Consider the following 25573-nt stretch of genomic DNA (forward strand, 5'->3'; position numbering starts at 1 on the left):
CACCGGAAGGACGGCCGGGTTCTCTTTCACCACAGCGGGAAGCCGGCCCCGCGCTCCGCTTCCGGCCGCGGCCCGAAGACGCGCCGCTGCGACTGCTCGATCCGCCGGTCGTTGATCGACGCCTCGCGCCGGCTCATCAGGCCGTTCTCGGCGAACTCCCACAGCTCGTTGCCGTAGCTGCGCCACCATTGCCCGTCCGCGTCACGGCTCTCGTACTGGAACCGGACCGCGATGCGGTTCTCGCGAAAGCCCCACAGTCCCTTGCGCAGCGCGTAGTCCTGCTCGCGCTCCCACTTCGCGGCGAGGAACTCGACGATCGCGGCGCGGCCGGCCAGGTGCGTGTCGCGGTTGCGCCACACGGAATCCGGCGTGTACGCGAGCGAGACTTTCTCCGGGTCCCGCGTATTCCACGCGTCCTCGGCGGCTTGGACCTTCTGCAGCGCGGCGGAGAGGTCGAACGGCGGGAACGGGGGGCCGCGATTCGGTCATGACAGAGGTTCCTTTCACTTGATGAGCTGGGGATTGCGCGGGTACGGCGTGTGCGCGACCTGCCGGGTCACTGGACGGCCCTCGACGACACACTGCACTGCGAACCGGAGGATCCGGCCGGTGTAGCCGTCGTCGCCCGAGCGGCCCGCTTCGCCCCATTCGATCGCGGCGGTGCCGGAGACCTGGAGGATGCGGCCGGTGGCGAAGTCGAAGAAGAGCAGCGCGGCTTCCGGGTTCGCGGCGATGTTGCCGAGGCTGTTGAAGAGGTTGTTTCCCGGATAATCGGGCCACCGCAGGGCATTTCCCTCGACGCGGACGAATCCGGGCGCGCCGCCGCGATGGGACGCGTCCGCGCCGTGAGCGGGGTTGACGGTGCCGAGGAAGAACGTGTCGGCTTCCTGGATCAGCTCGATGTCGCCGGGACTCAGCTCGGTGCGTTCCGCCGCTGGTGCCGCTGGCTCGAAGTCTTGCGCGAGGGTCCGCTGCTGGATGTACTGCGGGCAATTGCCGTACGCCTGCTCGACCTCCACGATCAGGTGGTCTTTCGCGGTGGCCGAGAGAGTGCCGTTGATCCGGACCCGGCGGCGGGTCGCGAACTCGATGCTGGTCATGCCGAGCAGCTGCCCGGCCGGGAGCCCGTGCAGCGGATCGCCTTCCGGCAGCACGCGGTGGATCGCGAGCGTCGTCGCCGACCTGGCCGCCAAGAACCCGGGCGGGCCGGTGACGGGCGAGGTCCACAATCGCCCGCCTGCGTCGCGTCCGGTCAGGACGAGGAATGTCCGCTCGGCCAGGAATCCCGCCATTCCCGCGGAAATCCCGGCCGGTTCAGCCATCCGGGACAGGCGCGCGGCCTGGCGTTCGACTCCCGCCGCACGCTGGACGGCCAGCTCGCCGGAGTGGAACGCCTGCTGGATCGCCGGGCTCATCGCAGCCTCCCTTTCTCACGGGTTTCACCAGGAGGTTCCGTGAGGAGTTCTAGCAGTCGCTTCTCACGGATGCAACCCATTCCATCCGTGATATCGTCTCGGCCATGGGCATGCTGCCGGACGAGGTCGTGCCAGTCCGCCTGATGGCGACCATCTGGGCCGACACCGGCGGGCTCCACGACGACCTCCGCACCCGCGAAGACCTCGACGCGTGGCTCGACGAGGTCGGCATCGAGCGCGGTTCACGGTCGTCCGCCGCCGAACTCGCACTGGCGCGACGGCTGCGCGACGCCGTCCGCCGTCTCGCCGCCCAGGTCACCGCCGACGACAGGCAGTCCCCCACCGTCGACCTGGACACCGCACTCGGCGATCTCAACGACCTCGTGACCCGCTTGCCAGTCCCCCAACTGACCTTCGCGGCCGGGAAACTGCGGGAAAGCTCCTCGCGCGGCACTTCGCCGGTTGTCGCCGGATTAGCCCGCGTGGCACGAGAATCGATCGCACTGCTGGGCGGACCGGACGCAGCGAAGCTGCGCGCCTGTCACGCGCCGGGCTGCGTGCTCTACTTCATGAAGACACATCCGCGCCGCGAATGGTGCTCCGTCGCCTGCGGCAACCGGGCTCGCGCCGCACGGCATTACGAGAAGATCCGCTCGACACGCTGACAGTTCAGCCCAGCAGCACCGCCGCCGTTTCCGCCGCGCGCGCGAAGATGTTCTCGGCAACCCGCATTCCCGCCATCACGATCGCGCCTTCGTGCAGCAGCATGATCTGCTCGGCCACCTTGTGCGGCTCCGAAACACCCGCCGATTCGGCCACTTCGACGAGGACGCCGAGCAGCCACTGTTTGCTCTCGGTCATCACCGCGTACGCCGGATGCGCCGGATCGCTGATCTCCGCGTGCGCGTTGATCATGCTGCAGCCCTTGCCGCCGTACTTCTCCGCCCACGCTTCGGACGCGTCGAACACCGCCGCCAGCCGCTCCCGCGGCGTCGTTCCGGCCTTCTCCAGCCACTCTCCGAGGAACTCCCGCCAGCGTGCGTCCCGGGCGGACAGATACTCCACGACCAGCCGATCCTTCGAACCGAACCGGTCGTAGAGCGTCTTCTTCGTGACGCCCGCCTTCGCCGCGATGACGTCGACCCCGACCGCGTGGATCCCGCGCTCGTAGAACAACTCCGACGCGGCGGTCAGCACCGCTCGCGCTTTCGGCGTCCAGTCGATCGTCATGACCCCAGTGTATACCGATCTGTATAGTCCGGCGTCATGGGTAAACAGATCGGTATAGCCGCAGCCGCCGTCCTGTTCGTGGCGTGCTGGTCGTCCGGGTTCATCGGCGCGAAGCTCGGCGCGGCGGACGCGTCCGTGCCGACCGTGCTGATGTGGCGGTTCCTGCCGCTGGCCCTGCTGCTGGCGCCTTTTCTGCGTCCCGGCTCGATTCGCGAGCTGGGCAGGCACGTCTTGATCGGCCTGCTCTCCCAGTCCGGCTATCTGCTCACCGTTTACTGGGCCATCGGCGAAGGCGTCAGCACCGGCACCACCGCGCTCATCGACGGCGTGCAACCGCTGGTGGCCGCCGCGCTCGCCGTTCCGCTTCTCGGCGCCGCGGCGAGCGGACGGCAATGGTCCGGGCTCGCACTGGGTCTCGTCGGCGTGGTCCTGGTCAGCTGGTCGGACGCCGCTTCGCACGCCCCCGCCTGGGCGTACCTGATCCCGTTCGCCGGAATGCTCGGGCTGGTCGCCTCCACTGTGCTCGAACGCCGGGCTCGCGTCCCCGCTCCCCCATTGCGCGCGCTGGCCATCCATTGCGCCACCTCGGCGGTCGTGTTCACCGCCCTCGCACTGGCGACCGGGAGCGCGGTTCCGCCCGCGTCCGGACACTTCTGGTTCGCCCTCACGTGGTTGATCGTGCTGGCGACCTTCGGCGGGTACGGGTTGTACTGGCTGCTCGTCGGCCGGATCGGCATGACGGCGGTGAACAGCCTGATGTTCCTGATCGCGCCGGTCACCTCGGTGTGGGGCACGGTGTGGTTCGGCGAGCCGTTCACCGTGCTGACCGGCGTGGGGCTCGGGTTGGCCCTGGTCGCCGCCGTCGTCGCGAACGGCAGGGTCAGCCGCCGTAGCGTTGCCGGACCGCCTCCGGAGTCTCCAGGTTCTTCCCGGCGTCCATGTTCTGCGCGAGCCGGAGGTACTGGCCTTCCGCCCACATCAACGGCACCGCGCTCCCGGTCGGACGGCCCAGCCCGAAGCACGCGACGTCGGCGCGATCCCACACCTGCTCGGGAATGAAGTACCCGTCGTTCGCCATCGACTTCAGCTACACCGCCGCCGGACGCCCGCTGGCCAGCTCGCACTCGGGATCGGCCGGTCCCGCGGACCCCGAGCCGGACGAGGTCGAGGAACCCGAAGCCGGTGACGTCGTGCTCGGAGAAGCAGCCCTCGTCGAAGCAGATCTGCCCGGCGTCGTCCGGGTCGGTTCCCCTGTCGATCCGCTCGTAATACATGTGGCCGCCCCGGTACCCGGCGGACGTCCGCGTCCAGCTGTCGAGCTGCGCCCGCCACGAGTCCGCAGTGGACGCCCACTGCCGCGCCGCCGCCGGGTCGCCGTTCGCCCGCGCGATCGCCCCGGCCGTGACGAGCCCGGCCACCTCCGCCGCGATCGACGACGGCGACCGGCCCTCCTGCTCCTCCCACCGCTCCGTCGTCGCCGGCCCGCTCGTGCGGATGTGCTCCGCCGTCACCTTGACCCGCGCGTACGTCGCCGCGTCGGTGAGCCCCGGTCATCCCAGCGAGAATGAGCGCGTCGGAATCCTGGTCCAGCTGCTCGCACCAGCCGAGTTGCCGCGGCGTGGCCCCTTGGACCCCGCTCACCGGGCTGTAGCGCGGAAACGCGCCGGCCGGGTACGTCGTCCCGTCGCCTTGGGTGGACGCGGAAATCCACTGCGCGGACCACAGGAACCGCGCCATCCGCTTCGCCTGCGCCGCGTCGCCCGTCGCGAGCAGTCCGGTCCTCTGCTGGTACTGGTCCCGGCCCCACACGCGGTGGTACCCGTCGTTGAGCACGTCGCCGTTCACGACGTCGCCCGACTGCGTGACCCCACGTCGTGCCCCGCTCAACCGGCATCTGTCCACATTGGACTACATTGCCGTAATCAGCGAAATCGAATTGATTCGCAAGAGTTCGATGTCCCCGCAAGTCTACCAGGCAATCGCTCGCGGCACCGGAATATCCGTTGTCATGCACGACGAATCCCGCCGAAGCCCGCAATGCCAACGCCACAGTCGTGGTGGCGCCGAACAACTCCTCCGTCCCGCTCGCCGTCAGCCCGGTCCCGTCCCACGCTGCCGGGTCGCCCGCCATCGACGGATCCGCGAGCAGGTAAACCTGACACTAACGAAACCGCGTACGGGAAAGGAGAGTCGGCCGCCCGGCGTCGGTGACGTACGTCGCGGTGAGGCGATAACGCCCGTTCTTCGCGGTGTTCGCGACCGTGTACTCGTCCGACGTCGAGACAACGTGCTCCGTCGCGTCGCGGTCGAGGTCCACAAAGGACTTTCCATCGGTGACCCACGTATTGCACACCTTGCATGTTGGCCACGTCCGCACGCGGATAAAACACGTGCCCCCTCCGGCGACGGTGAACCACAACGGGCTCGCAGTCCCCGCGGCCGTCCCGAGGGCGGATTTGTCCCCAGACGTCCAAGACGACGGCCCGCCACAGCAATCCCCCGGCGGCTGCGCCCGGCTTTCCGCCGCCGCACCGGACTTCACCGCGACTTCCACAGGCGCGATCCCCTGCCCCACCACCGAAATCCCCACAACGGCGACCGCCACCCGTCCCCACGTCCCGCCGACCATACCGCTCATGCCGCCCGCAGCCTCGTCCCGGAACAACAGCCGAACGGCGGGAACCGCTCCCGCCGCTTCGAGTACCACCCTATGGAGTGACCGCGAACCCCCGGAAATTGTCGTACCCGGATGGTCTCCTGGTTTCCGAAGCGGCACCCGCTCCCGGGGCCGCACCGAACAGAGGAGCCGTCACCATGGCCGGAGGAACCGTCCGCACCGTCATCGGAACCCTGACCGCAGGCACCGAACCGACCTTCACCCGGCCCGGTCCAGCGGTGCCTCCGAGATCGGCATTTCGCCGTCGCCCCTCGTCTTGCGGCATCGCCGCCACTCCCCGCCGAATCCTGCCACGACCACGGCAGGGCCTCCAGCGGCGCGGCACTCCGGCTCGCCCGCGCTCACCTGTTCAGCAGTACTGAGCGGTTGATTCAGGGCAAACGATCGATGGGAACGATCCTCAAATCCGTCGCCATGGACTTGGCGGCACAACACCAGGGAGTGAGATCATGGCTGGAGAAACTGTCATCACGGTGGTCGGGAACCTGACTTCGGACCCGGAGCTGCGCTTTACCCCGTCCGGAGCGGCGGTCGCGAATTTCACGGTCGCGTCGACACCTCGCACCCTCGACCGGCAATCCGGCGAATGGAAGGACGGCGAGGCCCTGTTCCTCAGGTGCAGCGTATGGCGGCAGACAGCGGAAAACGTCGCGGAGAGCCTCACCCGGGGAGCGAGGGTCCTGGTCACCGGACGTTTGGTGCAGCGATCGTTCGAGACCAAGGAGGGCGAAAAACGCACCGTCGTCGAACTGCAGGTGGACGAGATCGGTCCTTCGCTGCGGTACGCGACCGCCAGCGTCACCAAGGTCAGCCGCAACAGCAGCGAAACGAGCGGGCCAGGCGGCGACGCCTGGGGCGCTGCGCCCGTGTCTGCTGGAGTCGGCGCGGGCGAGGAGCCGCCATTCTGATCCTCCTCGCGGTGTCGCTGACCAGCGAGACACCCGGTCGGTAAAGCGGTCGACCGGACGATCGGCGACAGCTCTCCCCCCACCGGGGTCTGGTCGGAGTACCCAAGTGCCGGGCATTCCGGCCAGACCCCGCCCAGGGCACGCCGTCGCCGTCATCCCCATGATCGCCACCGGCGTACCGCCACGACAACCGCCGCGGCGGCCGCGCTGATCCACCGCCGCCTGGGACGGCACACCGGCTTTCCCTTGACCGCGATCGGAGGTTCAAGCACAGGCACGCTCTTTCCTTTGATCGAGCGCACCCGCGTCCAGCAGGGCGTCGTCCAGCAGGGCGTCGTTCGCGGCGGCCAAGGCCCGCTGGTCGGCGAGTTCCTCGGCGCGCAGCGAGTTCAGCGCCTCCTCCGGTTCGTCGTTCGTCCACAACCGACGGACGTTGTCCACGGTCATCGCTGCGCCCTCCTTCCGGACTGCGCGGGGCCCGGGATCGAACCAGCCGCCCGACCCGGTGCGGCCGGGGAACGGACGATGCCCGCGGGAATGTCGAGTACCGCACTGATTTCGCCCGCATCCAGCTCTCCCCCATCGGCCAGCACCACCTCCCGGGGCGAGATCGGCCAGTTCGCGGACTCTCGCCTGCGCGTCGGCCAGCCCAGCCACCGGACCGTCAAGACCGTCGACGACCTGGGGCCCGTGGTCGCACGCGGTCATCCGCCGGTACCGGCCCCGGGCGTGCTGGCGCAGCGGGTTGGAGCCGATGCCGGACAGCCAGGCGCGGGCGGGGCCGTAGCTGGCTGGTCGCGGTACCGCGACCAGGAAGGCGTAGCTCGCTCGTCGCGGTACCACGACCAGGAAGGCGTCGCTCGCTCGTCGCGGTACCACGACCAGAAAGGCGTCGCTCGCTCGTCGCGGTACCGCGACCAGAAAGGCGTAGCTCGCTCGTCGCGGTACCGCGACCAGAAAGGCGTAGCTCGCTCGTCGCGGTACCGCGACCAGAAAGGCGTAGCTCGCTGATCGCGGTACCACGATCAGGAAGGTGTCGCTGACCGGATCGTCGACTGCCGCCGGTCCGGTGCCGCTGGCCAGGCACCGACGCACGTCCCGGGCAGGTCTGCCGAACCAGCCCTGGAAGATCGGCTGAAGTTCGTGTCGTGCAAGTCCGGTCGATCGTCCCCGTCTTCCCTCGCCGCGGCGTACCGCTGCGCCTTAGTCACCTCGGTCGCCGGACGGAAGCGTTCACGCCAAGAGAAAAGCTCACCAACCGGCAGTGGTCTGGTCCTTTCCGAAAAAGGTCCATACCATTTGCCCGGAAGCCGACTATCGGCCCTGACCGGCCGGAATTTCCGCTGGTAGCTTCCCGGCCATGCCCGCACCTCGCCGGACCAAGGCCGGAACCACAGTCCTCGCCGCGATTTCCGTACTGCTGCTGGCCCCGCTTTCCGCACCAGCCGCACCAGCCGCACAGGCCGCACCGGGCGCACCCGCGCACGCCCGCGTCGGCGTGCGGGACGAATGCAGCACCCCGTCGATCAACCGGCTGCAGAAATGGCTGGCCAGCGGCGAAGGCACCACCGTCCCGTCCACCGGGAGCCTGCTCGTCCCGGAAGGCGACGGCTACGCGGCGAAAATCGTCTTCCGGAACAACGAATGGCACGTCGCCGTGGTCTGGCTGGGCAACCAGTTCGACGCGCAGGCCGACCTCGGCCATTCCGCCGGATTCTGGCTGACCTACAGCGCCGACGACGACTTCTACGTCCAGCTGCGCCCCGCGTCCCACTGGAGCGGCGGCGACAAATGGCTCACCCGCATCCCCGCGACCGGCGGGCAGCTGGTCCGCACGTTCTTCCCCTTCGACGCCGGTTCCTGGACCTGGCTTCCCGAACTGGGCCAGCCGCAGTATTCGTTCGCGTCCGCGCTGACCGAGGCGCGCGGCCTGGTCTTCGTCGGGAAAACCCCCAACTCGCTCGATTTCCGCGAACTCCTCATCGACGGCTACCGGCCGCCGTGCCGCTGACCCCCGCGCGCTAGTTCTGCACAGCGGGACGGATGGTGATGTCGCCGATCTCCACGTCGTCCGGCTGCTCGACCGCGAACGCGATCGCCCGCGCCACCGCGGCCGGATCCAGTGCGAACTCCTCGACCCGCCGCCGGATCTGCTCCCGCTCCCCCGGATCGTCGATCGAATCGGCCAGCTCCGTCCGGACGAAACCGGGCGACACCGACGTCGTCCGGAGAACACCGTCGGTGGATTCCTGCCGCAGCGCCTCCAGAATCGTCCGCACGGCGTTCTTCGTCCCCGCGTAAACCCCCTGCCCGGGCACGATCTTCAACCCGGCGGTCGACACCGTCGTCACCAGATGACCCCGCCCCTGCCGCCGGAACACCGGCAGCGCGGCCGCGATCCCGTTCAGCACGCCGCGCACGTTGACCTCGATCATCGCCGACCATCCCTCGACATCCCCGTCCGCCACCGGCCCCAGTTTCGCGATCCCGGCATTGCCGGCCAGCACGTCGAGCCGGCCGAACTCGTCGACCGCCCGGCCCACGAGCCGATCCAGGTCCGCGCGCCGGGTCACGTCGGTGCCGCACGCGAGTGCGCGACCGCCTCCGGCGCGGATTTCCTTCACCAGCGCGTCAAGCCGATCCTCGCGACGCGCACCCAGGACCACCGCCGCGCCCCGTGCGGCGAGCAGCCGCGCGGTCGCCTCGCCGATTCCGCTGCTCGCCCCGGTGATGGCCACGACCTTCCCCGCCAGAACTGACATTCCCTACCCCTCACACTCATCCGGACACGTGTCCGGACAGCTTACCGGACACGTGTCCGCATTGCTCAAGGGCAGGTATGGCATCAACATCGGCTGGAGCGCAGTCAAGGAAGCGTGAGCGACGGCAGAATCCGGGCCGCGCCAGGTCATGCTCTCGATCTGAGACGACCAACCGGAGAAAGGCCTGCCAAGGTGAGCGATCTAGCCGCCGCACTGACGCTGATCGGCGCATTCGTCGCGCTGGCCATGACCTTGCGCGTCATCCAGCAGCGCATGACCCGCGATCAGCAGCAGTGCTCGCCCCGCCAGGCTTCGAGCCCCTCGCGGACCGCGACCGCCGCGATCGCCAATGCCGCGAGCGGATCCGCCCAGTACCAGCCCAGCAGCGCGTTCACCAGCAACCCGGCCAGCACCACCCCAGAGAGGTAAGTACAGAGAAGCGTCTGCTTGGAGTCGGCGACCGCGCTCGCGGAACCGAGTTCGCGCCCAGCCCGGCGTTGCGCGCCGGAAAGCACCGGCATCACGACCAAGGACACCGCGGCGAGCACGATCCCGACCGCCGAATGCGAAGCCTCGGCACCGAACAGCGACCGCACCGAATCGATCGCGACATAGGCCGCCAGCAGGAAGAACGACACCGCGATCACCCGCAGCGCAGCCCGCTCCCGACGTTCCGGATCCGCGCTGGCGAACTGCCACGCCACCGCGACCGCGGAAAGCACCTCGGCGACCGAATCGAGCCCGAACGCGATGAGCGCCGACGAGGACGCGATCGTCCCGGCCGACACCGCGACGATCGCCTCGACCACGTTGTACGTGATCGTCCCGGCGACCAGCCATCGCACCCGCCGCCGCAAGACCGCCCGCCGCGCGGCATCCACCGCCGGGGCGCCGGCCAGCGACAAGGTCTCGCCTCCGGGCGAATCCGCGCAACAGTCCCGACCGGGCTCAGTCATCGCGCCGCCCGCGCCTCGTCGGCACACGCGTCCGTCGGCGCGACAGCCAAAACCACCTGCGTCAACTCCGCCAACGCGTGCGCGAGATGCGGATCAGCGATCGCGTACCGGACCTGCCGCCCCTCGTACGTCGCGACCACCAAGCCGCACCCGCGCAGGCACGCGAGATGGTTCGAGACGTTTGACCTGCTCAGCTCCAGTTCCGCGGCCAGCCGCGCCGGGTAGGCCACCCCGTCCAGCAGTGCCACGAGAATCCGGCAGCGCGTCGGGTCCGCCAGCGCCCGGCCCAGCCGGGCGAGCGCCAGTTCGCGAGTCTCAGAGGTCAGCACAGCCGAAATAGTACATCAATTGCTGAATCAAATACACTGACCCGGTGGACAACCTCCTCGGCGGCTTCCTCCGCGCCCGGCGAGAACGGATCTCCCCGGCCGACGTCGGGCTGCCGGACAACGGACGGCGCCGCGTGCGGGGACTGCGCCGCGAGGAACTCGCGCTCCTGGCGGGAATCAGCAGCGACTACTACATCCGGCTGGAACAGGGCCGCGACCAGAACCCGTCAGCACAGGTGCTCGACGCGCTGGCCCGGGCACTCGTCCTGGACGAAGCGTCCCGCCGGCACCTGCATCAGCTCGCGGCCCCGGCCCGGCCCGGCCAAACCGAGCCGCACGTGCCCGCGAGCATCGCCGAACTGATCTCCACCTGGGCGACGAACCCCGCGTACGTGCAGGACCGCCTCACGAACGTACTCGCCGCGAACCCCGTCGCCGCAGCGGTTTCGCCGAACTACGTGGTCGGCCGGAACCTGCTCCGCGGGATTTTCCTCGATCCGGCCGAACGAGAACTCCGCCGCGACTGGGACCAGATGGCGGCCGACGGCGTCGCCGGCCTGCGCGCCGCGCTCGGCCCCGGCATCGCCGACCCCGCCGCAGCCGACCTCATCGCCGGCCTGACCGCCGGCAGCGACGAGTTCCGGGAGCTGTGGGCCCGGCACGAGGTCAAACCACGCACCGGTCACCTCGTCCGCTTCCGCCACCCCGCGGTCGGAAATCTGGATCTGCACAGCGACAAGCTCGACATCCCCGGCCCGCTCAGCGTGCAACTGGTGGTCTTCCACGCGACGCCGGGAACCCGCGACGCCGAGGCGCTGGCTTCCCTGGCTGACCTGATTTCCGCGCAGTAGCACCGGAAACCGGGCCGGAACACGCAATGCCCCGGCCCGGTTCCCGGTCAGTCAGCCGCTTCGAACTCGCGCACCGCGTCCAGCGCGGCGCCCATCGCGGCGTTGCCCTCGCGTTCGATCATGATCTCGACCAGCACCGGCCGCCGGGTGCGTTCGGCCTCCTTCCGCGCCCATTCGAGCGACGAGCGGATCTCGCCCGGGTCCTCGACGCGGGTGCCGGAGCAGCCGTAGGCCTCCATGATCTTGACGTTGTCCGTGCCGTGGTCGTCGTAGTGGATGTCGACCTGGTAGTTCATCCCGTACGGCAGCTCGGACTGGCGGATCAGCCCCAGGTACTCGTTGTTGAGCATGACGAGCACGAAGCCGACGTCGTACTGCGCGGCGACCGCCAGCTCCTCGACCAGGAACTGGAACGAGTAGTCGCCGACCACGCCGACGACCTCCGCGTCCGGCCGGGCCTTCTTGACCCCGATCGCGGCCGGGATCTCCCAGCCGAGCGGGCCTGCCTGACCGCACACCTGGTAGTGCCGCGGCAGGTGCGCGTGCTGGAACTGGCCGGACCAGATCTGGTAGAGCCCGATCGCCGTCACGAAATACGTCTCGGCCCCGTAGAACTCGTTGAGCTCCTTGAACACCCGCGGCGCCTTGATCGGCGTGCAGTCGAAGTCCTCCTTGCGCGGCAGCTCCGCCTTGAGGTCGCCGAGCCGCTTGACCCACGCGCGATCCCGCGCCGGAGCGGTGCGCGCGTCGAGCACCGCCAGCAGCGCTTCGAGGAACTCCCGCGTGTGCGAGACGACGCCGAGGTCCGGTCCGAACACCTTGCCCAGCTGCGTGGGTTCGATGTCGACGTGGATGAACTTCCGGTCGCCGCGGTACACCGACAGCTCGCCGGTGTGCCGGTCGCCGAACCGCGCGCCCAGCGCCAGGACCAGGTCGGATTCCAGGAACGCGGCATTGGCCCAGCGCTGCGACGTCTGGATGCCCGCCATGCCGGCGAACAGCTCGTGGTCCTCCGGGAAACTGCCCTTGCCCATCAGCGTGACGCCGACCGGGACGCCGAGCCGCTCCGCCACCCGCCGCAACGGGTCGCTCGCCTCGCCGAGCACGACGCCGCCGCCGGCCAGGATCAGCGGGCGTTCGGCGGCGAGCAGCATGTCCAGCGCCCGCTCGACCCGCGCCGGCGACGGTTTCACCGTGCTGACCGGCAGAGCCGAATCGATCGACGAATCCCACTCGATCATCTGCTTCTGCACGTCGATCGGAAGGTCGATGAGGACCGGACCGGGACGTCCGGACCGCGCGATCCGGAACGCCTCGCGGAAGATCCACGGCAGCTGCGCGGCCTCCTTCACCTGGACCGCCCACTTCGTGACCGGCCGCGCGATCTCGACGATGTCGACCGCCTGGAACGCTTCCTGGTGCAGCTTCGTCGTCGCGGCCTGCCCGGTGACGCACAGGATCGGGACAGAATCCGCGTGCGCGGTGTAGAGACCGGTGATCATGTTGGTGCCCGCCGGACCGGAGGTGCCGATCGCGACGCCGACGTTGCCGGTGGTGCGCGCCCAGCCGTCGGCCATGTGCGTCGCGCCCTCTTCGTGGCGGACCACCAGGTGGTCGATGCCGCGGCCCTGCATCGCGTCGTACAGCGGCAGGATCGCCGCGCCTGGGCAGCCGAAGGCGACGTCGATCCCTTCGTCGACCAGCACGTCGACGACTGCCTGCATAGCGGGGACCCGGGCCATGGTCACACCTCCTCGGACGAGCGGCCGGACAGTTCTTCGGCGACCTTCAGCAGCGCGGAGTGGTCCAGCGAGCCGTAGCCCATCGCCCGCCCGGCCGCGACCAGCTGCGCGACCAGGCCGGTCAGCGGGAGCGCCACGTCGGACTGCCGGGCCGCGGCGAGCGCGATGCCCATGTCCTTGTGGTGCAGGTCGATCCGGAAGCCCGGCTCGAACTGCCGCGCGACCATCGACTTCCGTTTCAGTTCCAGGATCCGGCTGCCGGCGAGACCGCCCGCGAGCACGTCGAGCCCGGTGCCCGCGTCCACTCCGGACGCTTCCAGCAGCACGATCGCCTCGGCGACCAGCCCGTAGATCCCGCCCACCACCAGCTGGTTGGCCGCCTTCACGACCTGGCCCGCGCCGTGCGGCCCGACGTGCACCACCGTCTTGCCGAGCGTGTCGAAGATCGGNACCGACCATAATGGACAGAGCGGCCTGTTCGGCCCCGGCCTGACCGCCGGACACCGGCGCGTCCAGCACGCGGATCCCCTTGGCCGCACCGGCTTTCGCGACCTCGATCGACGTCTCCGGCCGGATGGTGCTCATGTCGGCCAGCAGCGCGGCGGGCGCGATCGTGTCCAGCACGCCGCCCGGGGCGAGCACGACCTGCTCGACCTGCGGGTGGTTCGGCAGCATGGTGATCACGACCTCGGCCCCGGACACCGCGTCGGCGACGTCCTTCGCCGCGCGGCCGCCCGCCGCTTCCAGTTTGGCCAGCGCGTCGGCGTTGAGGTCGAACCCGCTCACCTCGTGTCCGGCGGCGGCCAGGTGGGCGGCCATCGGCGTGCCCATCACGCCCAGTCCGATGAACCCGATCCTGCTCATCAATGTCCCCTTCGCTCGTACGGCAGCCAGGCCAGCGAGTCCACAGTGGAACCATCCGGTTTGTACTCGATGCCGACTTCTCCGGCGTAGCCCGCCGCCTGCAGCTTTTCCAGATGTCCTTCGAGATCCAGCTCCCCCGTGCCCGGCTGGTGCCGGCCCGGCGCGTCGGCGATCTGCACGTGCCCGGTGCGCGGGGTGTGGCGGACGATCACGGTGTCGAGGTCGTCGCCGTTGACCGCCAGGTGGTAGAGGTCCGCGAGCAGCCGGACGTTGTCCAGGCCCAGCTCGTCGAGCACCGCGACCGCGTCGGCCGCGGTCTTCAGCGGGTACGCCGGGGTGCCCGACAGCGGTTCGAGCACCAGCTGCGCGCCGATGCCCTCGGCCGCCTTCGCCGCGGTGGCGAGGTGCGTGCGGGCCAGATCGTCCTGTTCGGACGGTGCGACCCCGTCGATCCGGTTGCCGTACAGCGCGTTGAAGCTGCGGCAGCCGAGCCGTTCGGCGAGCCCGAGCGCGACCGTCAGGCTCGTCGCGAACTCTGCCTCGCGGCCGACCCACGACACGAGCCCTCGCTCGCCGGCGGCCATGTCGCCCGCGTAGAAGTTCAGCCCGGTCAGCTGGACGCCCGCCTGCTCGACCGACCGCGCGAACCGGTCGACCTCGGCCCCGGACGGGTCGGCGCTCTCGAACGGCCACCAGTACTCCACCTTGGTGAAGCCCGCTGCCCGAGCGGCCTGCGCGCGCTCAAGCAGCGGGAGTTCGGTGAACAGGATCGACAGGTTGGCGGTGTAGGGCAGCGAGTGCCGCTCCCCGGCGGGACCGGTCATGAGTACCTCGGCTCCTCACATCTCGATCAGCTAATTTCGCTTTGCGGAAGTTTTCTTCCGTAGTTCGAGAATAGCGGGACGCGGAGGCTTCGGTCAACGGGAAGCGGGCAGGTTTCCTCGATGCACTGGGCGCGCCACGGCGTCCGTTCGCCTCGGACACACAATCGTGCCGGGCTCCCCGGAGGGCAGATCTCGCCGCGACTGTCCACAGTGGTCATTCTTTGTTCCATAGTGGACAGATGGGTGGTTTTCTCTTCAGCCGAAAGGAATCGGTCTTCCCGCTTCCAGGCCCTCGCAGCGTGGACGTCTTGCGCTGCCCGACGCGCCGTCGATCCGCTTCTCCGCCGGCGCCTGCCTCTGCGCCATGGTCGCCCGGGTGAACGCGGACAGCGGGTTGAACCCTCGAAATGCCGGATGACACCCGGCTACTCGATGCCGGCCGAGCAGCCGACGACGCACCCGATCGCCGCCCGGATCGACCGCTTCGACGCGGCGACCGGCCAGCGGGTGACCGGTCAACCCGCGGAAATACCATCACGGATTACCCGACGAGTGCGGTGTTCTCGTGCGGCAGAGGCTCCAGGAGGGTGCCGCTATGGAGGAACCCCTCGAAGTGGAGTCGTGAGCGCGAAATGCCAGCCGCCCACGGACCGTCAGTCAGTGGCGCGGTCGACCACCGGAGCCCCTCGCCGAGCGGCCAAAGCACCGACGTCAGACTTCGCGCACCGATTCCGTCACAAATCCCGACAGCATCAGGCGCGCGGTGCATCGGCTGTGCACGGAGGCCGTCGGGGCCGCCCGCCGCACCACCACCTCGTACCGCCGCTCGCCCGCGCCGACCAGCACGCTTCGGGCGTCGCCCCGGGATTCCTCTGTCACGGCCAGCACCGCGTCGATCCCGCGCAGGCCAGTGCGTCCGCGAACCTCGATCTCGGCGAACTGCGACCACGCGCTTCCCGCCGAAGTACGGCCGCGCAGGTTCTCCAGCCGGACGTTGCCGCCGAGGGCTTCCTTGGCCGCCAGTTCCGCGTCGGGGGCCGCGAGGCTGCCGTGGAGAAAACCGTCCGGCACGGTCAGGAGGTTTCCGGCCCAGCGGTCCCCGCCGACGTGGCTGACCTCCCACACCCGCCCGGGATGGTTCTGCGCGAGGCTCGTCGCCAGCGGGCGGCCGAAAACGGCGCAGCACATGTCCTTGCTGCCGTGGGTGCAGACGAGAAAGAGCGGACCCGACACCGGTTCCCCGTGCCCGCGCCGTCCGGCGGCGACCGCTTCGAGATCGAGGTGGGCGAGTTCCGCCAGGTCAGCAAGGTCGAGCCGCTCCGTCCAGCGGTCGCCGGGCTGCCCGCTCGCGACGTAAACCGTGCGCGGGGCGCCCGGAGTCCGCGCGTGCCGCCCCGGCTTCCGGATCAGCAGCGGACGCAGGCCGGCGGCGCGCGCGGCGTCAAGGCGTTCGGCGGGGAACACGGCGGACAGCACGTCTTCGAGCGCGTCCGGGCCCCACGAACCCGGCTGCTCGACCAGCAGCCAGGACGTCATCCGCGCGGCAGTCCCCGCGGGCTCGCCGCCGAGCTCCCGGGTGAGCGCGGCGCATCCGGGCGCGGCGTTCCGGCCCGGGAAGCAGATCCCCGGGCCCGAGTGCGGCGCGTCGGCCTTAGGCATGCCTAAGTATAGCTGACGGCGCGCCAAGCCCTTTCGGGGCGACCGGCACTGTCGCGCGACATCACTCGATCGGGCAACGTTCGCCGAGAATTCCGGACCGGCGTGACGGCAGCTCAAGACCTGCGGACGACCAGCGCTCGCGACCATGGCCGAGGGTCCGGCGACGCACCTCATCAGGCCGGGCCTCGCACCGCCGCTCGGAGCATGCCCAGCGAAGCGCACGCCGCCCGGCCTCACACCACCCACCGCGCCACCACTCGGAGCATGCCCAGCGAAGCGCACGCCCGCCCGGCCTCACACCGCCAACCCATCCGACAGCGTCCGCACCGCCCGGCAAAGCCCGCGGTCAGGCCCGAGCCACGAGCCCCTGCACCACCAACTCCCTCAACAGCGCCCGCACCGTCTCCGGAGGCACCCCGGGCGCGGCGTCGGCGAGGACCTTGAACGGCTGCGGACCGCACCCGAGCAACGCGGCGAGCACCGGTCGCGCGGCCTCGGCGAAGACCAGCCGCTTCCCCGCTCCGACCAGGGCAACTGTGCCGTCGTCGTCGACCAGCGCGGCGCGCGGGGCCAGCAACCGGACCTCGAAGTCGTCGTCCGGCGGCAGCAGGTCCGCCGTCGCCGCCCACGGGAGGCCGATGCGGGTCTGGGCCGGGGCCTGGGCGTCCCGGTCGGCCAGGAAACGGCCGACGACATCGCCCGCGGTCACCTCGGCGAGCCGGCGGCGGAGCGCTTCGGCCCGCTCGGCCCGCGCGTCCGGGCCGGCGAACCGGGGCAGGTCCGCGCGGAACAGTTCGTCGGACCGCAGCTGGTCGGCCAGCCACGCCACGAGGTCCACGCCGGTGGCGGCGTTGAACCCGATCGTCAGATGCAGCGACTCCTCCCCGACCGCCGACACGTCGTGCCAGTGCCCGCGCGGCAGGTAGAGGACGTCGCCGTCCTCAAGCAGGAAGTCGTCGTACGGTTCGCCTTCCGGGCGTTCCGGAAGTTCGACGTCCCGTTGCAGCGGCGACCGCCGGGTGATCCCGTGCAGGCGCCACCGCTTCCGCCCGGAAAGCTGGACGATGAACGCGTCGTGGTCGTCCCAGTGCACGTCGAAGCCGTGCGTGGTGCCCCAGCCCGCGTACAGGTTGACCTGGATCCGCTCGCGCAGGTCGTGTTCGAGCCTGCTCGCCAGTTCGCCGACCTCGCCGACCAGTTCGTTGACCGAGTCGAGCACGAGCGTCGCACCGGCGCGCAGGTGTTCGGCGAACGGGGCCGGCAGCACGCGCGGGACCAGGCCGTTGCGCCGCGTCGAGACCATTTCGGTGTACGTGTGCGCGGGGACGACCTCGCCGTCGAGCGCGAGCCGCAGCCGGGGGAACTCCAGCCGGTGCTGGCGCAGCACCCGGTCCAGCTCCGGCCACGGGAGCAGCGACGCGAACCGGCCCTTCTCCCCCGGGAACCGCCGCGGCCGCTCGCCCAGGACCTCTGCGAAGAACTGGCCGGCCTCGAGCGGTGCTACGAGGCCGGCCAGTCCGGGAATCTCCGTCATGGAGCGCGGCGACGGCTAGTCGTTGCCGTCGTTGTCGGCCACGGCGCCGTTGGCCTTGCCGCGGTCGACCGCGGCGGTCAGCGGTTCCACGCTCAGCAGCAGACCGCTGGCGGCCGTGTCGGTGTCGGTTGTCATGCGTTCTTGAGCCATCCGGACCTCGCAACGTCGACGACTGGGCGCGCCTCACGCTACGGGAGATCACCGGGCCGGACATCGGTCATTTGAGTAGTCTTCGCCGGGCCGGTGATCACCCTCAGCCGAACCGGCGGCTCAGAGATTCTTCCGGTAGTCCTGGTCGAGACCCGCTCGGAGCAGCCGTTCGTTCGCCCCGGCCCGCACCAGTTTCGCGGCGGCGCCCGCGGTCTCGTTGAGCTTGACGTGATCGGTCCAGATCCTCGACGACCGCGGCAGGTCCCCGGGATCGACGTGCCGGGCGGGGTCCCACAACCCGGAGTCGCGCAGGGCGCTGTTCCGCGCGAGCCGGACGGTCTCGATTTCCACCTTGAGCACCGCCTTCGGGGTGCGGTTGCGCTCGGTCATCGACTCGCGCAGCCCGGCCTCCGTGCTGATGACCGCCTTGCCGGTGATCTCCAGGGTGCGAGCGTCCCCGGGAACGACTGCCAAGACAGCCGCCTCGGGGCGCTCGACGACATTGTGGAACGTATCGGTGCGCCGGTTGCCGGGCCGGTCGGCGAGCGCGACCGTCGCCGGTCCGATCACCCTGGCCACTCCGGGCGGATCGCCCTTGGGGCTCGCATCCGCGCGCCCGGCGCCGTCCCGCGACGTGACCACCGCGAACGGTGCGGCGGCAAGGAACGCAGCCGCCGCGGGTCCGAGAACCGACTCCTCCTCGACGGCGTCGTCCGGCACTGATGCCGGTCCCCACAGGTTCGAGCGGATCACTGCTTTGCCGCAGTGCAGGAACGCTTCCTCGACGAGAAGACCGTCTTCGGCGAGGGTCCCGTTGATCCGCAAAGTCTCGCGCCACCCCGGGACGAGCACCAGCAGCGCGGCGCCGGCGCCCGGGGCGGCCGAGGGCGGGACCGGCAGCCGCAGCCGTGACCTGGTCTCCGCCGCGGCGAATCCGGGAGCCCCGCCGACCAGTTCGGCCCGCTGACGCCCCCCGGCGTCGACATAGCCGAGCACGGCGGCGGGACTGTGCGCGAGCAGCGCGAGGCAATGCGGGTCGAGATGGTCGATCGACTTCATCATGACCGGCAGCGGCCGCTCGCCCACGACGCGTTCCAGGTCCGGCACCGCACGGATGATCCCCATGGAGTTAGGTTAACCTAAGAACCGGCCGGGCCGCAGGCGCGCCGGCCGGGACGAGATGTGCTCGCGTGCCAGGAGGCGAGTTCAGCCCACGGCCCGACCAGCCCGACGCCGGATCCGTTCCGATGACCAGCGTGCCCGATGCGGCGACCGCCACGGGTCCGGCCGCCCGCCGGGCACGGGCCGGTGACCGCTCCCAAGCCCGGCCCACCACGTCACCCTCGCGCACGTGATCCGGAATCCCGGGATTTCGCACACCAGAACCTGTGTCCCGAAAACTGGGTTCCTCGAATTCCGCCGCTGATCCCACCTCAGGTGCACCGTGCCCGAGTCGGCTCCTCCCCTGCCCGAACGCTGGCCCACCGGCCGCCGGACGGCCAAGGGGCCGCTCGCCGGAAGGAGCGCCAACCGGGTCGCGCGGCAGGTCGTGGACGACGCGCTCGCCGAGCTGATCATCGACCGCATCCTTGAGCCCGGGCGGTGGTCGATTTCGCGGTGGACCGGGCTATCCGGGAGCAGGACGTTCCAGCCGGCCCGGGTGCGCTGGAGCATCGTGCACGAGGTCACCGACGCGCCCGACGCGGCGGAACTGGTCCGGCACGATCTCGGCGGCCGCGTGCTGCCGGTGTTCGTCGCCGCGCGGTTCCCCGACCTCACCGGCCGCCGGTTCCCGCGCGGCGGACCGACGCGGAACATCGCGGCGACTCGCGCGGGCGATCCGCGTCCGGCGGTGGCGGCGGTGTCGCGGTGCCTGACGCGATCCGGCCGGATGCGCCCGGTTCAGCCAGCCGCCCATTCCGCCCGTACATGCTTCAGATGCGCCCTGACCTGGCCCTCCAGCCGAGCCCAATCCCGCTCCGCGATCGTCGCCAGCATCTCCCGGTGCTCCCGCGCCGAATCCGCCAGCCGGCCGCGCTCGGCGAGCTTTTCCAAGCCGTACAACCGCGTCTGGTCGCGCAGCGTGGCGATCGCAGCGGCCAGCCGCCCGTTTCCGGAAAGCGCCAGCAGATCCAGATGGAACCGGCGATCCGCCTCCAGGAAGCGGGCGACATCGCCCGCCTCCGCCGCGGACTCGATCTCCGCGGCCAGTCCGTCCAGCCGGACGAGGTCGTCCGGACCCGCGGCCGCCCCGGCGGACAGGGTCGCCGGGACCTCCAGCAGCAACCGCATCTCGTAGATCTCGTCCAGGTCGCGTTCGGTGATGGCGACGACGCGGTAGCCCCGGTTGCGGACGGGTTCCAGCAGGCCCTGGTTGACCAGCGTCAGCAACGCCTCGCGTACCGGACTGCTCGACACGCCCAGCCGCGTCGCGAGCGCGGCGGCCGAGTAGATGTCGCCGGGACGCAGTTCGCCGGACACCATCGCCTGCCGCACCACTTCGAGCACTTGTTCGCGCAGGTTAGTGCGCTGCAGCTGCGGCACGGGGCACACCTCCGCTTCCCCGGGCTTGACTTCGCCCGCTCAAGTCCAGCAGGGTACCTTAGTAACCGGTAGCCGGTTACTAAGGAGTAACTAATGCCTGAGATCCGGGGTTACTGCACGTTGTGCCGGTCGCGCTGCGGCGCGGTCTACACGGTCGAGAACGGCGCGCTGCGCGGCGTCCGGCCGGATCCGGCACATCCGACCGGTGCCGCGTTGTGCCCGAAGGGCCGCGCCGCGCCTGAACTGGTGCACTCCCCCGAACGGCTGCGCAGGCCGTTGCGCCGCACGACGCCGAAGTCCGATCCGGACCCGCGCTGGCGTGAAATCAGCTGGGACGAAGCGCTGTCCGAGATCGCCGAGCGGCTCGGCGGCATCCGCGCGACCAGCGGGGCCGAGGCTGTCGCGTTCTCGGTCACCTCCCCCAGCGGCACGCCGATGTCCGACGCGATCGACTGGGTCGAGCGGTTCATCCGGCTTTTCGGCAGCCCCAACACCCTGTACGCGACCGAAATCTGCAACTGGCACAAGGACTACGCGCACGCGTTCACGTTCGGCTCAGGGTTGCCCGCCCCGGATTACGCGGGTACGGAATTCGCGGTGCTGTGGGGGCACAATCCGGCCAAGGCGTGGCTCGCGCAGTCCGCCGCGCTGGCCGAGGCTCGTACGCCGAAACTGGCCGTCGTCGATCCGCGCCGGACGGCCAGCGCGGTGCGGGCCGAGCACTGGCTCCGGGTCCGGCCGGGCACCGACGGCGCGCTCGCACTCGGCGTCGCGCGGGCGTTGCTCGAACGTCGCGGGCACGACGAGGCGTTCGTGCGGTCGTGGACGAACGCTCCGTTGCTGGTCCGAACCGACACGGGCCGGTTTCTCCGGGCAGCGGAAATCGATCCCGCCGCGGCTGGTTTCGCGGTGTGGGACGAGGTCGCCTGCCGAGCTGAGCCGTACGATCCGAATTATCCGGCGAGCGGGCCGGAAAGGTTCGCCCTGCACGGAAACCGCCGCGTGCGCACGGTGACCGGCCCGGTCGACTGCGTTCCCGCGTTCGAGCACTACGCGCAGGCGTGCGCCGCGTGGCCGCTCGACCGGACCGAAGCGGTGACGACCGTCGAAGCTCCGGCGATCGCCGCCTTCGCGGCCGATCTCGCCGAGGCGAAGTCCGTGACGTACGCGGCTTGGTCGGGCGTCGGTCAGCACGCGAACGCGACGCAGACCGAACGCGCGATAGCCACGCTCTACGCGCTCACCGGCAGCTACGACTCCCCCGGCGGCAACGTCGTGCTTCCGAAACTGCCGGTCGCGCCGGTCACTTCGGCGGATCAGCTCGCGCCTCAGCAACGAGCGAAAGCCCTTGGCCTGCGAGAGTTCCCGCTCGGGCCGCCGGAGCAAGGCTGGGTGACCGCGCGCGACTTCTGCCGCGCGGTCCTCGACGGGAAGCCCTATCCCGTGCGGGCGCTGGTGTCGTTCGGCGGGAATCTCCTGCTGTCCCAGCCGGATCCGCATCGCACCGCGGAAGCGTTGCGGCGCTTGGAATTCGCGGTGCATCTTGATCTGTTCGAGAACCCGACCGCGCGATTCGCCGACCTGCTGCTGCCGGTTCAGACGCCGTGGGAGCACGAGGCGGTCAAGGCCGGTTTCGAAATCAGCCGGGCGGCGCAGGAACACGTGCAGCTGCGGCCGAGGATGACCGACCCGGTCGGCGAGTCGCGTTCGGACACTGAGGTCGTGTTCGAACTGGCCGGCCTGCTCGGGATGGGCGCGGAGTTCTTCGACGGCCGCGTCGAGGACGGCTGGGACCACCAGCTGGCCCCGCTCGGGCTCACTGCCGCACAGTTGCGCGCACAGCCCGGCGGCGTCGATCTGCCGTTGCGGACTGAGTACCGCAAGTACGCCGAGCGCGCGGAAAACGGCACGGTGACCGGGTTCGCGACGCCGACTCGCCGGGTCGAGCTGTATTCCGAACGGCTCGCCGAGCACGGCCAGCCCGCGGTCCCGGCCGCTGAGCCGCCCGTCCCGGACGTTCGCCATCCGCTGGTGCTGACCTGCGCGAAGAACGGATACTTCTGCCACAGCCAGCATCGCGGGATTTCGTCGCTGCGCAAGCGTTCTCCCGAACCGGCCGTCGACCTGAGCGCGGAACTCGCCGCGGCGCGCGGGATCGAGGACGGGCAGTGGGTCCGCATCACGACGGCCTCGGCGGAGGTCCGGATGCGGGCGCGGATCGATCCCGCGCTGCATCGCGACGTGGTCGTGGCGGAGTACGGCTGGTGGCAACCCGCTCCCGACCTCGCACTGCCCGGCTCGAACCCGCTCAAGGACGGCGGGACCAACTACAACCTGCTCGTCGGCGACGAGGCCCATGACCCGGTGAGCGGGTCGGTGCCGTTGCGCTCGACGTTCTGCGACGTCCGCCCGGACGAGCCGGAGCCGTGGACCGGGCAGCGGGAGTTCGCCGTCGAGCGGGCGGAGCTGGAGACCGAGGACATCCGGTCGGTGCGGCTCAGGCCGGTGGACGGCCGGGCGGTGCCGCAGTTCCGCGCCGGGCAGCACATCACCGTCGCCTGGCCGGACGCACCGGGGCTGACCCGCAGTTACTCGCTGACCGGATCGGCGAAAGCCGCCGACGGCGGGTACGCCATCGCGGTGCGGCGGGTGCCGGGCGGGCAGTTCTCGCCCGCCGTGCACGACCGGCTCCAGCCCGGGACCCGGTTGCTGGTCACGGCTCCCTCCGGCGGGTTCGCGCTGCCGACGGTCCATTCCCGGCCGATCGTGCTGCTGGCCGCCGGGATCGGGATCACGCCGTTCCTGAGCTACCTGGAGTCCCTCGAACCCGCGTCCGCGCCGGAGATCGTGCTGCACCACGGCAGCCGCGACCGCTCTCGGCACGCGTTCCGCGAGCGCATCGCCGGGCTGGCGGCCCGGCTGCCCAGTGTCCAGACAGTGGACCACTACAGCAGCCCTGGTCCGGGGGAGTCCTGCGATTTCACCGGCCGGATCACCGCCGACCGCCTCGACGCCGATCTCATCCGGCGGCGGGCCCGGTTCTACCTGTGCGGTCCCGAAAGCATGCTGGACGAGCTGACCGCCGGGCTGACGGAACGGGGCGTGCCGCGCTTCGACATCTTCACCGAGAAGTTCCATGCCGCGCCCGCCCCGGTCCACATCCCGGACGACGCCACAGCCACCGTGCGGTTCGCGCGGTCGGGCCGTGAGGCCACCTGGCGGGCCGGCGACGGGGACCTGCTGCGTTTCGCCGAGGCCTCCGGGGTCGCGCTCCCCAGCGGATGCCGGCTCGGGCAGTGCGAAAGCTGCGCCGTGCAGGTGCTGGCCGGAACCGTCGCGCACCTGGTCGCGATCGCCGACGATCTGCCCGCTGACCAGTGCCTTTCCTGTCAGGCGGTCCCCACCGCGGATGTAGTGCTCGATGCGTGAGCCTGGTCACCCCTGACCGCGCAAACCCCGTCTGGGGTGCGAAATCCGGCACTCGGACGGCATCATCGGCTGATGGCACTCGACGGGACATCGCGCGAAGTGTACGAGGAGATCGTCCGGAGGAACCCGGCCGAGCCGGAGTTCCACCAGGCCGTCTTCGAAGTGCTCGAAGCGATCCGGCCCGCGCTGCGGCGGGATCCGCACCTGCGCGACGCGGCGATGCTGGAGCGGCTGTGCGAGCCGGAGCGGCAGGTGATGTTCCGGGTGGTCTGGACCGACGACGCGGGCGCGGTGCACGTCAACCGCGGCTTCCGGGTCGGGTTCAGCTCGGCGCTCGGGCCGTACAAGGGCGGGCTGCGCTTCCGCGGCGACGTCACGCTCGGCACGGTCAAGTTCCTCGCCTTCGAGCAGATCTTCAAGAACGCGCTCACCGGCCTCGGCATCGGCGCGGGCAAGGGCGGGTCCGACTTCGACCCGGCCGGCCGCAGCGACGCCGAGATCATGCGGTTCTGCCAGGCGTTCATGACCGAACTCGTCCGGCACATCGGCCCGGAGACCGACGTCCCGGCGGGCGACATCGGCGTCGGCGGGCGCGAGATCGGCTACCTGTTCGGCCAGTACAAGCGGCTCACCAACCGTTACGACGCGGGCACGATCACCGGCAAGAACCCGTTGCTGGGCGGCATTCCGGCGCGTCCGGAGGCCACCGGATACGGGACGGTGTACTTCCTCGAAGCGATGCTCGGCGCGCGCGACGACTCGTTCTCCGGCCGCACCGCGGCGGTGTCCGGTTCGGGCAACGTCGCCTATCACGCGATCGCGAGGCTGCGGGAACTCGGCGCGAAGCCGGTCGTGTGCTCGGATTCGGGCGGGTACATCCACGACCCGCGCGGGATCGACCTGGAGCTGCTGCACGAGTTGAAGCTCGCCCGGCGCGGACGGCTTTCCGAGTACGTCGACCATGTGCCGTCGGCGAAGTACGTCACCGGCGGCACGCCGTGGGACGTGCCGTGCGATCTGGCGCTTCCGTGCGCGACGCAGAACGAGCTGGACGAGCAGTCCGCGTTGCGGCTGGTGAAGAACAACGTCCGGGCGGTCGCCGAGGGCGCGAACATGCCGTGCACGCCCGGTTCGCTGCAGATCTTCCGCGAGGCCGGGGTCGCGGTCGGCCCCGGCAAGGCCGCGAATGCCGGCGGGGTCGCGGTGTCCGCACTGGAGATGCAGCAGAACGCCGCGCGCGAGCGGTGGACGTTCGAGCGCACCGACCGGACGCTGCGCGACATCATGACTGACATCCACCGGACCTGCCTCGAAACCGCGGACGAGCACGGGGTCGCCGGGGATTACGTGAGCGGGGCGAACATCGCGGGGTTCCGCAAGGTGGTCGCTGCGATGGACGTGTGCGGATACATCTGAGCTGGTCTATTTGGTCGCGGGTCGTCCGGGCGACAGTCCGCGGGTCGGCAGTCGGCAATCGGCGGTATACCGCATGGGGTGCGCAGCGGACCGGATTCCCTGCGGTCCGAGTGCCGGGATGCGCTGGTCGGCAGGCAATCCGGGTCGGCGTTTGCCGTCCTGCGGCGGGTTTGTCGTGCGGAAGACAGCGTGATCAGGCCGGTGGCGGCGGTCGGGGAAGCGGACGGGGGTCTGGCTAGGGCCTGTCCTCGAAGTAGGTGACGTGACCTGCTTTGATCTTGAG

At 70.3% G+C, this 25573-nt stretch carries 20 protein-coding genes and 3 pseudogenes; 7 read left to right on the forward strand and 16 right to left on the reverse strand.

Annotated features, from left to right (window positions below):
- Positions 1 to 26 precede the first annotated feature (26 nt).
- Entirely contained in the window at positions 27 to 440 is a 414-nt protein-coding gene (locus A4R44_RS31845) for a nuclear transport factor 2 family protein (RefSeq protein WP_067588892.1), read from the reverse strand.
- Between the two features lie 63 nt (positions 441 to 503).
- Positions 504 to 1415, reverse strand: coding sequence for a pyridoxamine 5'-phosphate oxidase family protein (locus tag A4R44_RS31850; protein WP_067588894.1), 912 nt, complete (start codon positions 1413 to 1415; stop codon positions 504 to 506).
- A gap of 104 nt (positions 1416 to 1519) precedes the next feature.
- Here A4R44_RS31850 and A4R44_RS31855 point away from each other — a divergent pair, with 104 nt between their 5' ends.
- Entirely contained in the window at positions 1520 to 2080 is a 561-nt protein-coding gene (locus tag A4R44_RS31855; protein ID WP_067588896.1) for an ABATE domain-containing protein, read from the forward strand.
- Between the two features lie 4 nt (positions 2081 to 2084).
- Here the strand turns inward: A4R44_RS31855 and A4R44_RS31860 are convergent, their stop codons facing one another.
- Positions 2085 to 2645 carry a TetR/AcrR family transcriptional regulator gene (locus A4R44_RS31860; RefSeq protein ID WP_067588898.1) on the reverse strand — a complete coding sequence of 187 codons (561 nt, stop codon included), beginning with the start codon at positions 2643 to 2645 and terminating at the stop codon, positions 2085 to 2087.
- A 36-nt stretch (positions 2646 to 2681) separates the two neighbouring features.
- On the opposite strand from A4R44_RS31860, the gene A4R44_RS46475 reads away from it, so the two are divergent.
- Positions 2682 to 3704 (forward strand): DMT family transporter, encoded by a 1023-nt coding sequence (locus tag A4R44_RS46475; protein WP_095213760.1) that lies wholly within the window; start codon positions 2682 to 2684, stop codon positions 3702 to 3704.
- A gap of 248 nt (positions 3705 to 3952) precedes the next feature.
- Here the strand turns inward: A4R44_RS46475 and A4R44_RS52720 are convergent.
- Together A4R44_RS52720 and A4R44_RS51020 are read right to left on the reverse strand one after the other, a co-directional pair.
- A pseudogene (locus A4R44_RS52720) lies at positions 3953 to 4156 on the reverse strand (glycoside hydrolase family 15 protein); the annotation flags it as partial.
- A pseudogene (locus A4R44_RS51020) lies at positions 4153 to 5283 on the reverse strand (hypothetical protein). The pseudogenes A4R44_RS51020 and A4R44_RS52720, both read right to left, overlap by 4 nt.
- 488 nt (positions 5284 to 5771) lie before the next feature.
- Here A4R44_RS51020 and A4R44_RS31870 point away from each other — a divergent pair.
- Positions 5772 to 6230 carry a single-stranded DNA-binding protein gene (locus A4R44_RS31870; protein WP_067588900.1) on the forward strand — a complete coding sequence of 153 codons (459 nt, stop codon included), beginning with the start codon at positions 5772 to 5774 and terminating at the stop codon, positions 6228 to 6230.
- A gap of 264 nt (positions 6231 to 6494) precedes the next feature.
- Here A4R44_RS31870 and A4R44_RS48430 read toward each other — a convergent pair whose 3' ends face one another.
- Positions 6495 to 7325, reverse strand: coding sequence for a hypothetical protein (locus A4R44_RS48430; protein ID WP_157905058.1), 831 nt, complete (start codon positions 7323 to 7325; stop codon positions 6495 to 6497).
- Positions 7326 to 7590: 265 nt separating this feature from the next.
- On the opposite strand from A4R44_RS48430, the gene A4R44_RS31880 reads away from it, so the two are divergent.
- The gene (locus A4R44_RS31880) at positions 7591 to 8241 is read left to right on the forward strand and encodes a hypothetical protein (protein ID WP_095213763.1); all 651 of its coding nucleotides are present in this window, start codon (positions 7591 to 7593) and stop codon (positions 8239 to 8241) included.
- A gap of 10 nt (positions 8242 to 8251) precedes the next feature.
- Here A4R44_RS31880 and A4R44_RS31885 read toward each other — a convergent pair whose 3' ends face one another.
- The 3 genes from A4R44_RS31885 to A4R44_RS31895 all read right to left on the reverse strand — a co-directional run bounded on the left by A4R44_RS31885 (position 8252) and on the right by A4R44_RS31895 (position 10277).
- The gene (locus A4R44_RS31885) at positions 8252 to 8992 is read right to left on the reverse strand and encodes an SDR family oxidoreductase (RefSeq protein ID WP_067588904.1); all 741 of its coding nucleotides are present in this window, start codon (positions 8990 to 8992) and stop codon (positions 8252 to 8254) included.
- Between the two features lie 284 nt (positions 8993 to 9276).
- Positions 9277 to 9948, reverse strand: coding sequence for a cation transporter (locus tag A4R44_RS31890; protein WP_095213764.1), 672 nt, complete (start codon positions 9946 to 9948; stop codon positions 9277 to 9279).
- Positions 9945 to 10277, reverse strand: coding sequence for a helix-turn-helix transcriptional regulator (locus A4R44_RS31895; protein ID WP_067588908.1), 333 nt, complete (start codon positions 10275 to 10277; stop codon positions 9945 to 9947). The genes A4R44_RS31890 and A4R44_RS31895 overlap by 4 nt, the downstream gene beginning before the upstream one ends.
- A gap of 44 nt (positions 10278 to 10321) precedes the next feature.
- Between A4R44_RS31895 and A4R44_RS31900 the strand changes: the two genes are divergently transcribed.
- Entirely contained in the window at positions 10322 to 11128 is an 807-nt protein-coding gene (locus A4R44_RS31900; RefSeq protein ID WP_067588910.1) for a helix-turn-helix transcriptional regulator, read from the forward strand.
- A gap of 47 nt (positions 11129 to 11175) precedes the next feature.
- Here A4R44_RS31900 and gcl read toward each other — a convergent pair whose 3' ends face one another.
- The 7 genes and pseudogenes from gcl to A4R44_RS31940 form a co-directional block, all read right to left on the reverse strand.
- Positions 11176 to 12870, reverse strand: a complete 1695-nt coding sequence (gcl, locus tag A4R44_RS31905; RefSeq protein WP_093575026.1) for a glyoxylate carboligase — start codon at positions 12868 to 12870, stop codon at positions 11176 to 11178.
- Positions 12871 to 12872: 2 nt separating this feature from the next.
- Positions 12873 to 13734 (reverse strand): annotated as a pseudogene (locus tag A4R44_RS31910) (NAD(P)-dependent oxidoreductase).
- A complete protein-coding gene (locus tag A4R44_RS31915; protein ID WP_067588912.1) occupies positions 13734 to 14558 on the reverse strand; it encodes a hydroxypyruvate isomerase family protein in 825 nt (274 codons plus the stop codon). The pseudogene A4R44_RS31910 and the gene A4R44_RS31915 overlap by 1 nt, the downstream one beginning before the upstream one ends.
- 711 nt (positions 14559 to 15269) lie before the next feature.
- A complete protein-coding gene (locus A4R44_RS31920) occupies positions 15270 to 16217 on the reverse strand; it encodes a sucrase ferredoxin (RefSeq protein ID WP_067588914.1) in 948 nt (315 codons plus the stop codon).
- Between the two features lie 346 nt (positions 16218 to 16563).
- Entirely contained in the window at positions 16564 to 17751 is a 1188-nt protein-coding gene (locus A4R44_RS31925) for a cupin domain-containing protein (RefSeq protein ID WP_067588916.1), read from the reverse strand.
- Between the two features lie 270 nt (positions 17752 to 18021).
- Positions 18022 to 19026: a pyridoxamine 5'-phosphate oxidase family protein gene (locus A4R44_RS31930; protein WP_067588918.1), complete on the reverse strand. Its 1005-nt coding sequence runs from the start codon at positions 19024 to 19026 to the stop codon at positions 18022 to 18024.
- A gap of 777 nt (positions 19027 to 19803) precedes the next feature.
- Entirely contained in the window at positions 19804 to 20445 is a 642-nt protein-coding gene (locus tag A4R44_RS31940; protein ID WP_232791873.1) for a GntR family transcriptional regulator, read from the reverse strand.
- Positions 20446 to 20538: 93 nt separating this feature from the next.
- Here A4R44_RS31940 and A4R44_RS31945 point away from each other — a divergent pair, with 93 nt between their 5' ends.
- Both A4R44_RS31945 and gdhA read left to right on the forward strand, forming a co-directional pair.
- A complete protein-coding gene (locus tag A4R44_RS31945; protein WP_067588922.1) occupies positions 20539 to 23874 on the forward strand; it encodes a molybdopterin-dependent oxidoreductase in 3336 nt (1111 codons plus the stop codon).
- A 72-nt stretch (positions 23875 to 23946) separates the two neighbouring features.
- Complete coding sequence (gdhA, locus tag A4R44_RS31950) at positions 23947 to 25290, forward strand: NADP-specific glutamate dehydrogenase (protein WP_067588924.1); 1344 nt, start codon at positions 23947 to 23949, stop codon at positions 25288 to 25290.
- The last annotated feature ends 283 nt before the right edge of the window (positions 25291 to 25573 follow it).

The organism is Amycolatopsis sp. M39 (genome assembly GCF_001651785.1).
Lineage (GTDB): Bacteria > Actinomycetota > Actinomycetes > Mycobacteriales > Pseudonocardiaceae > Amycolatopsis > Amycolatopsis rubida.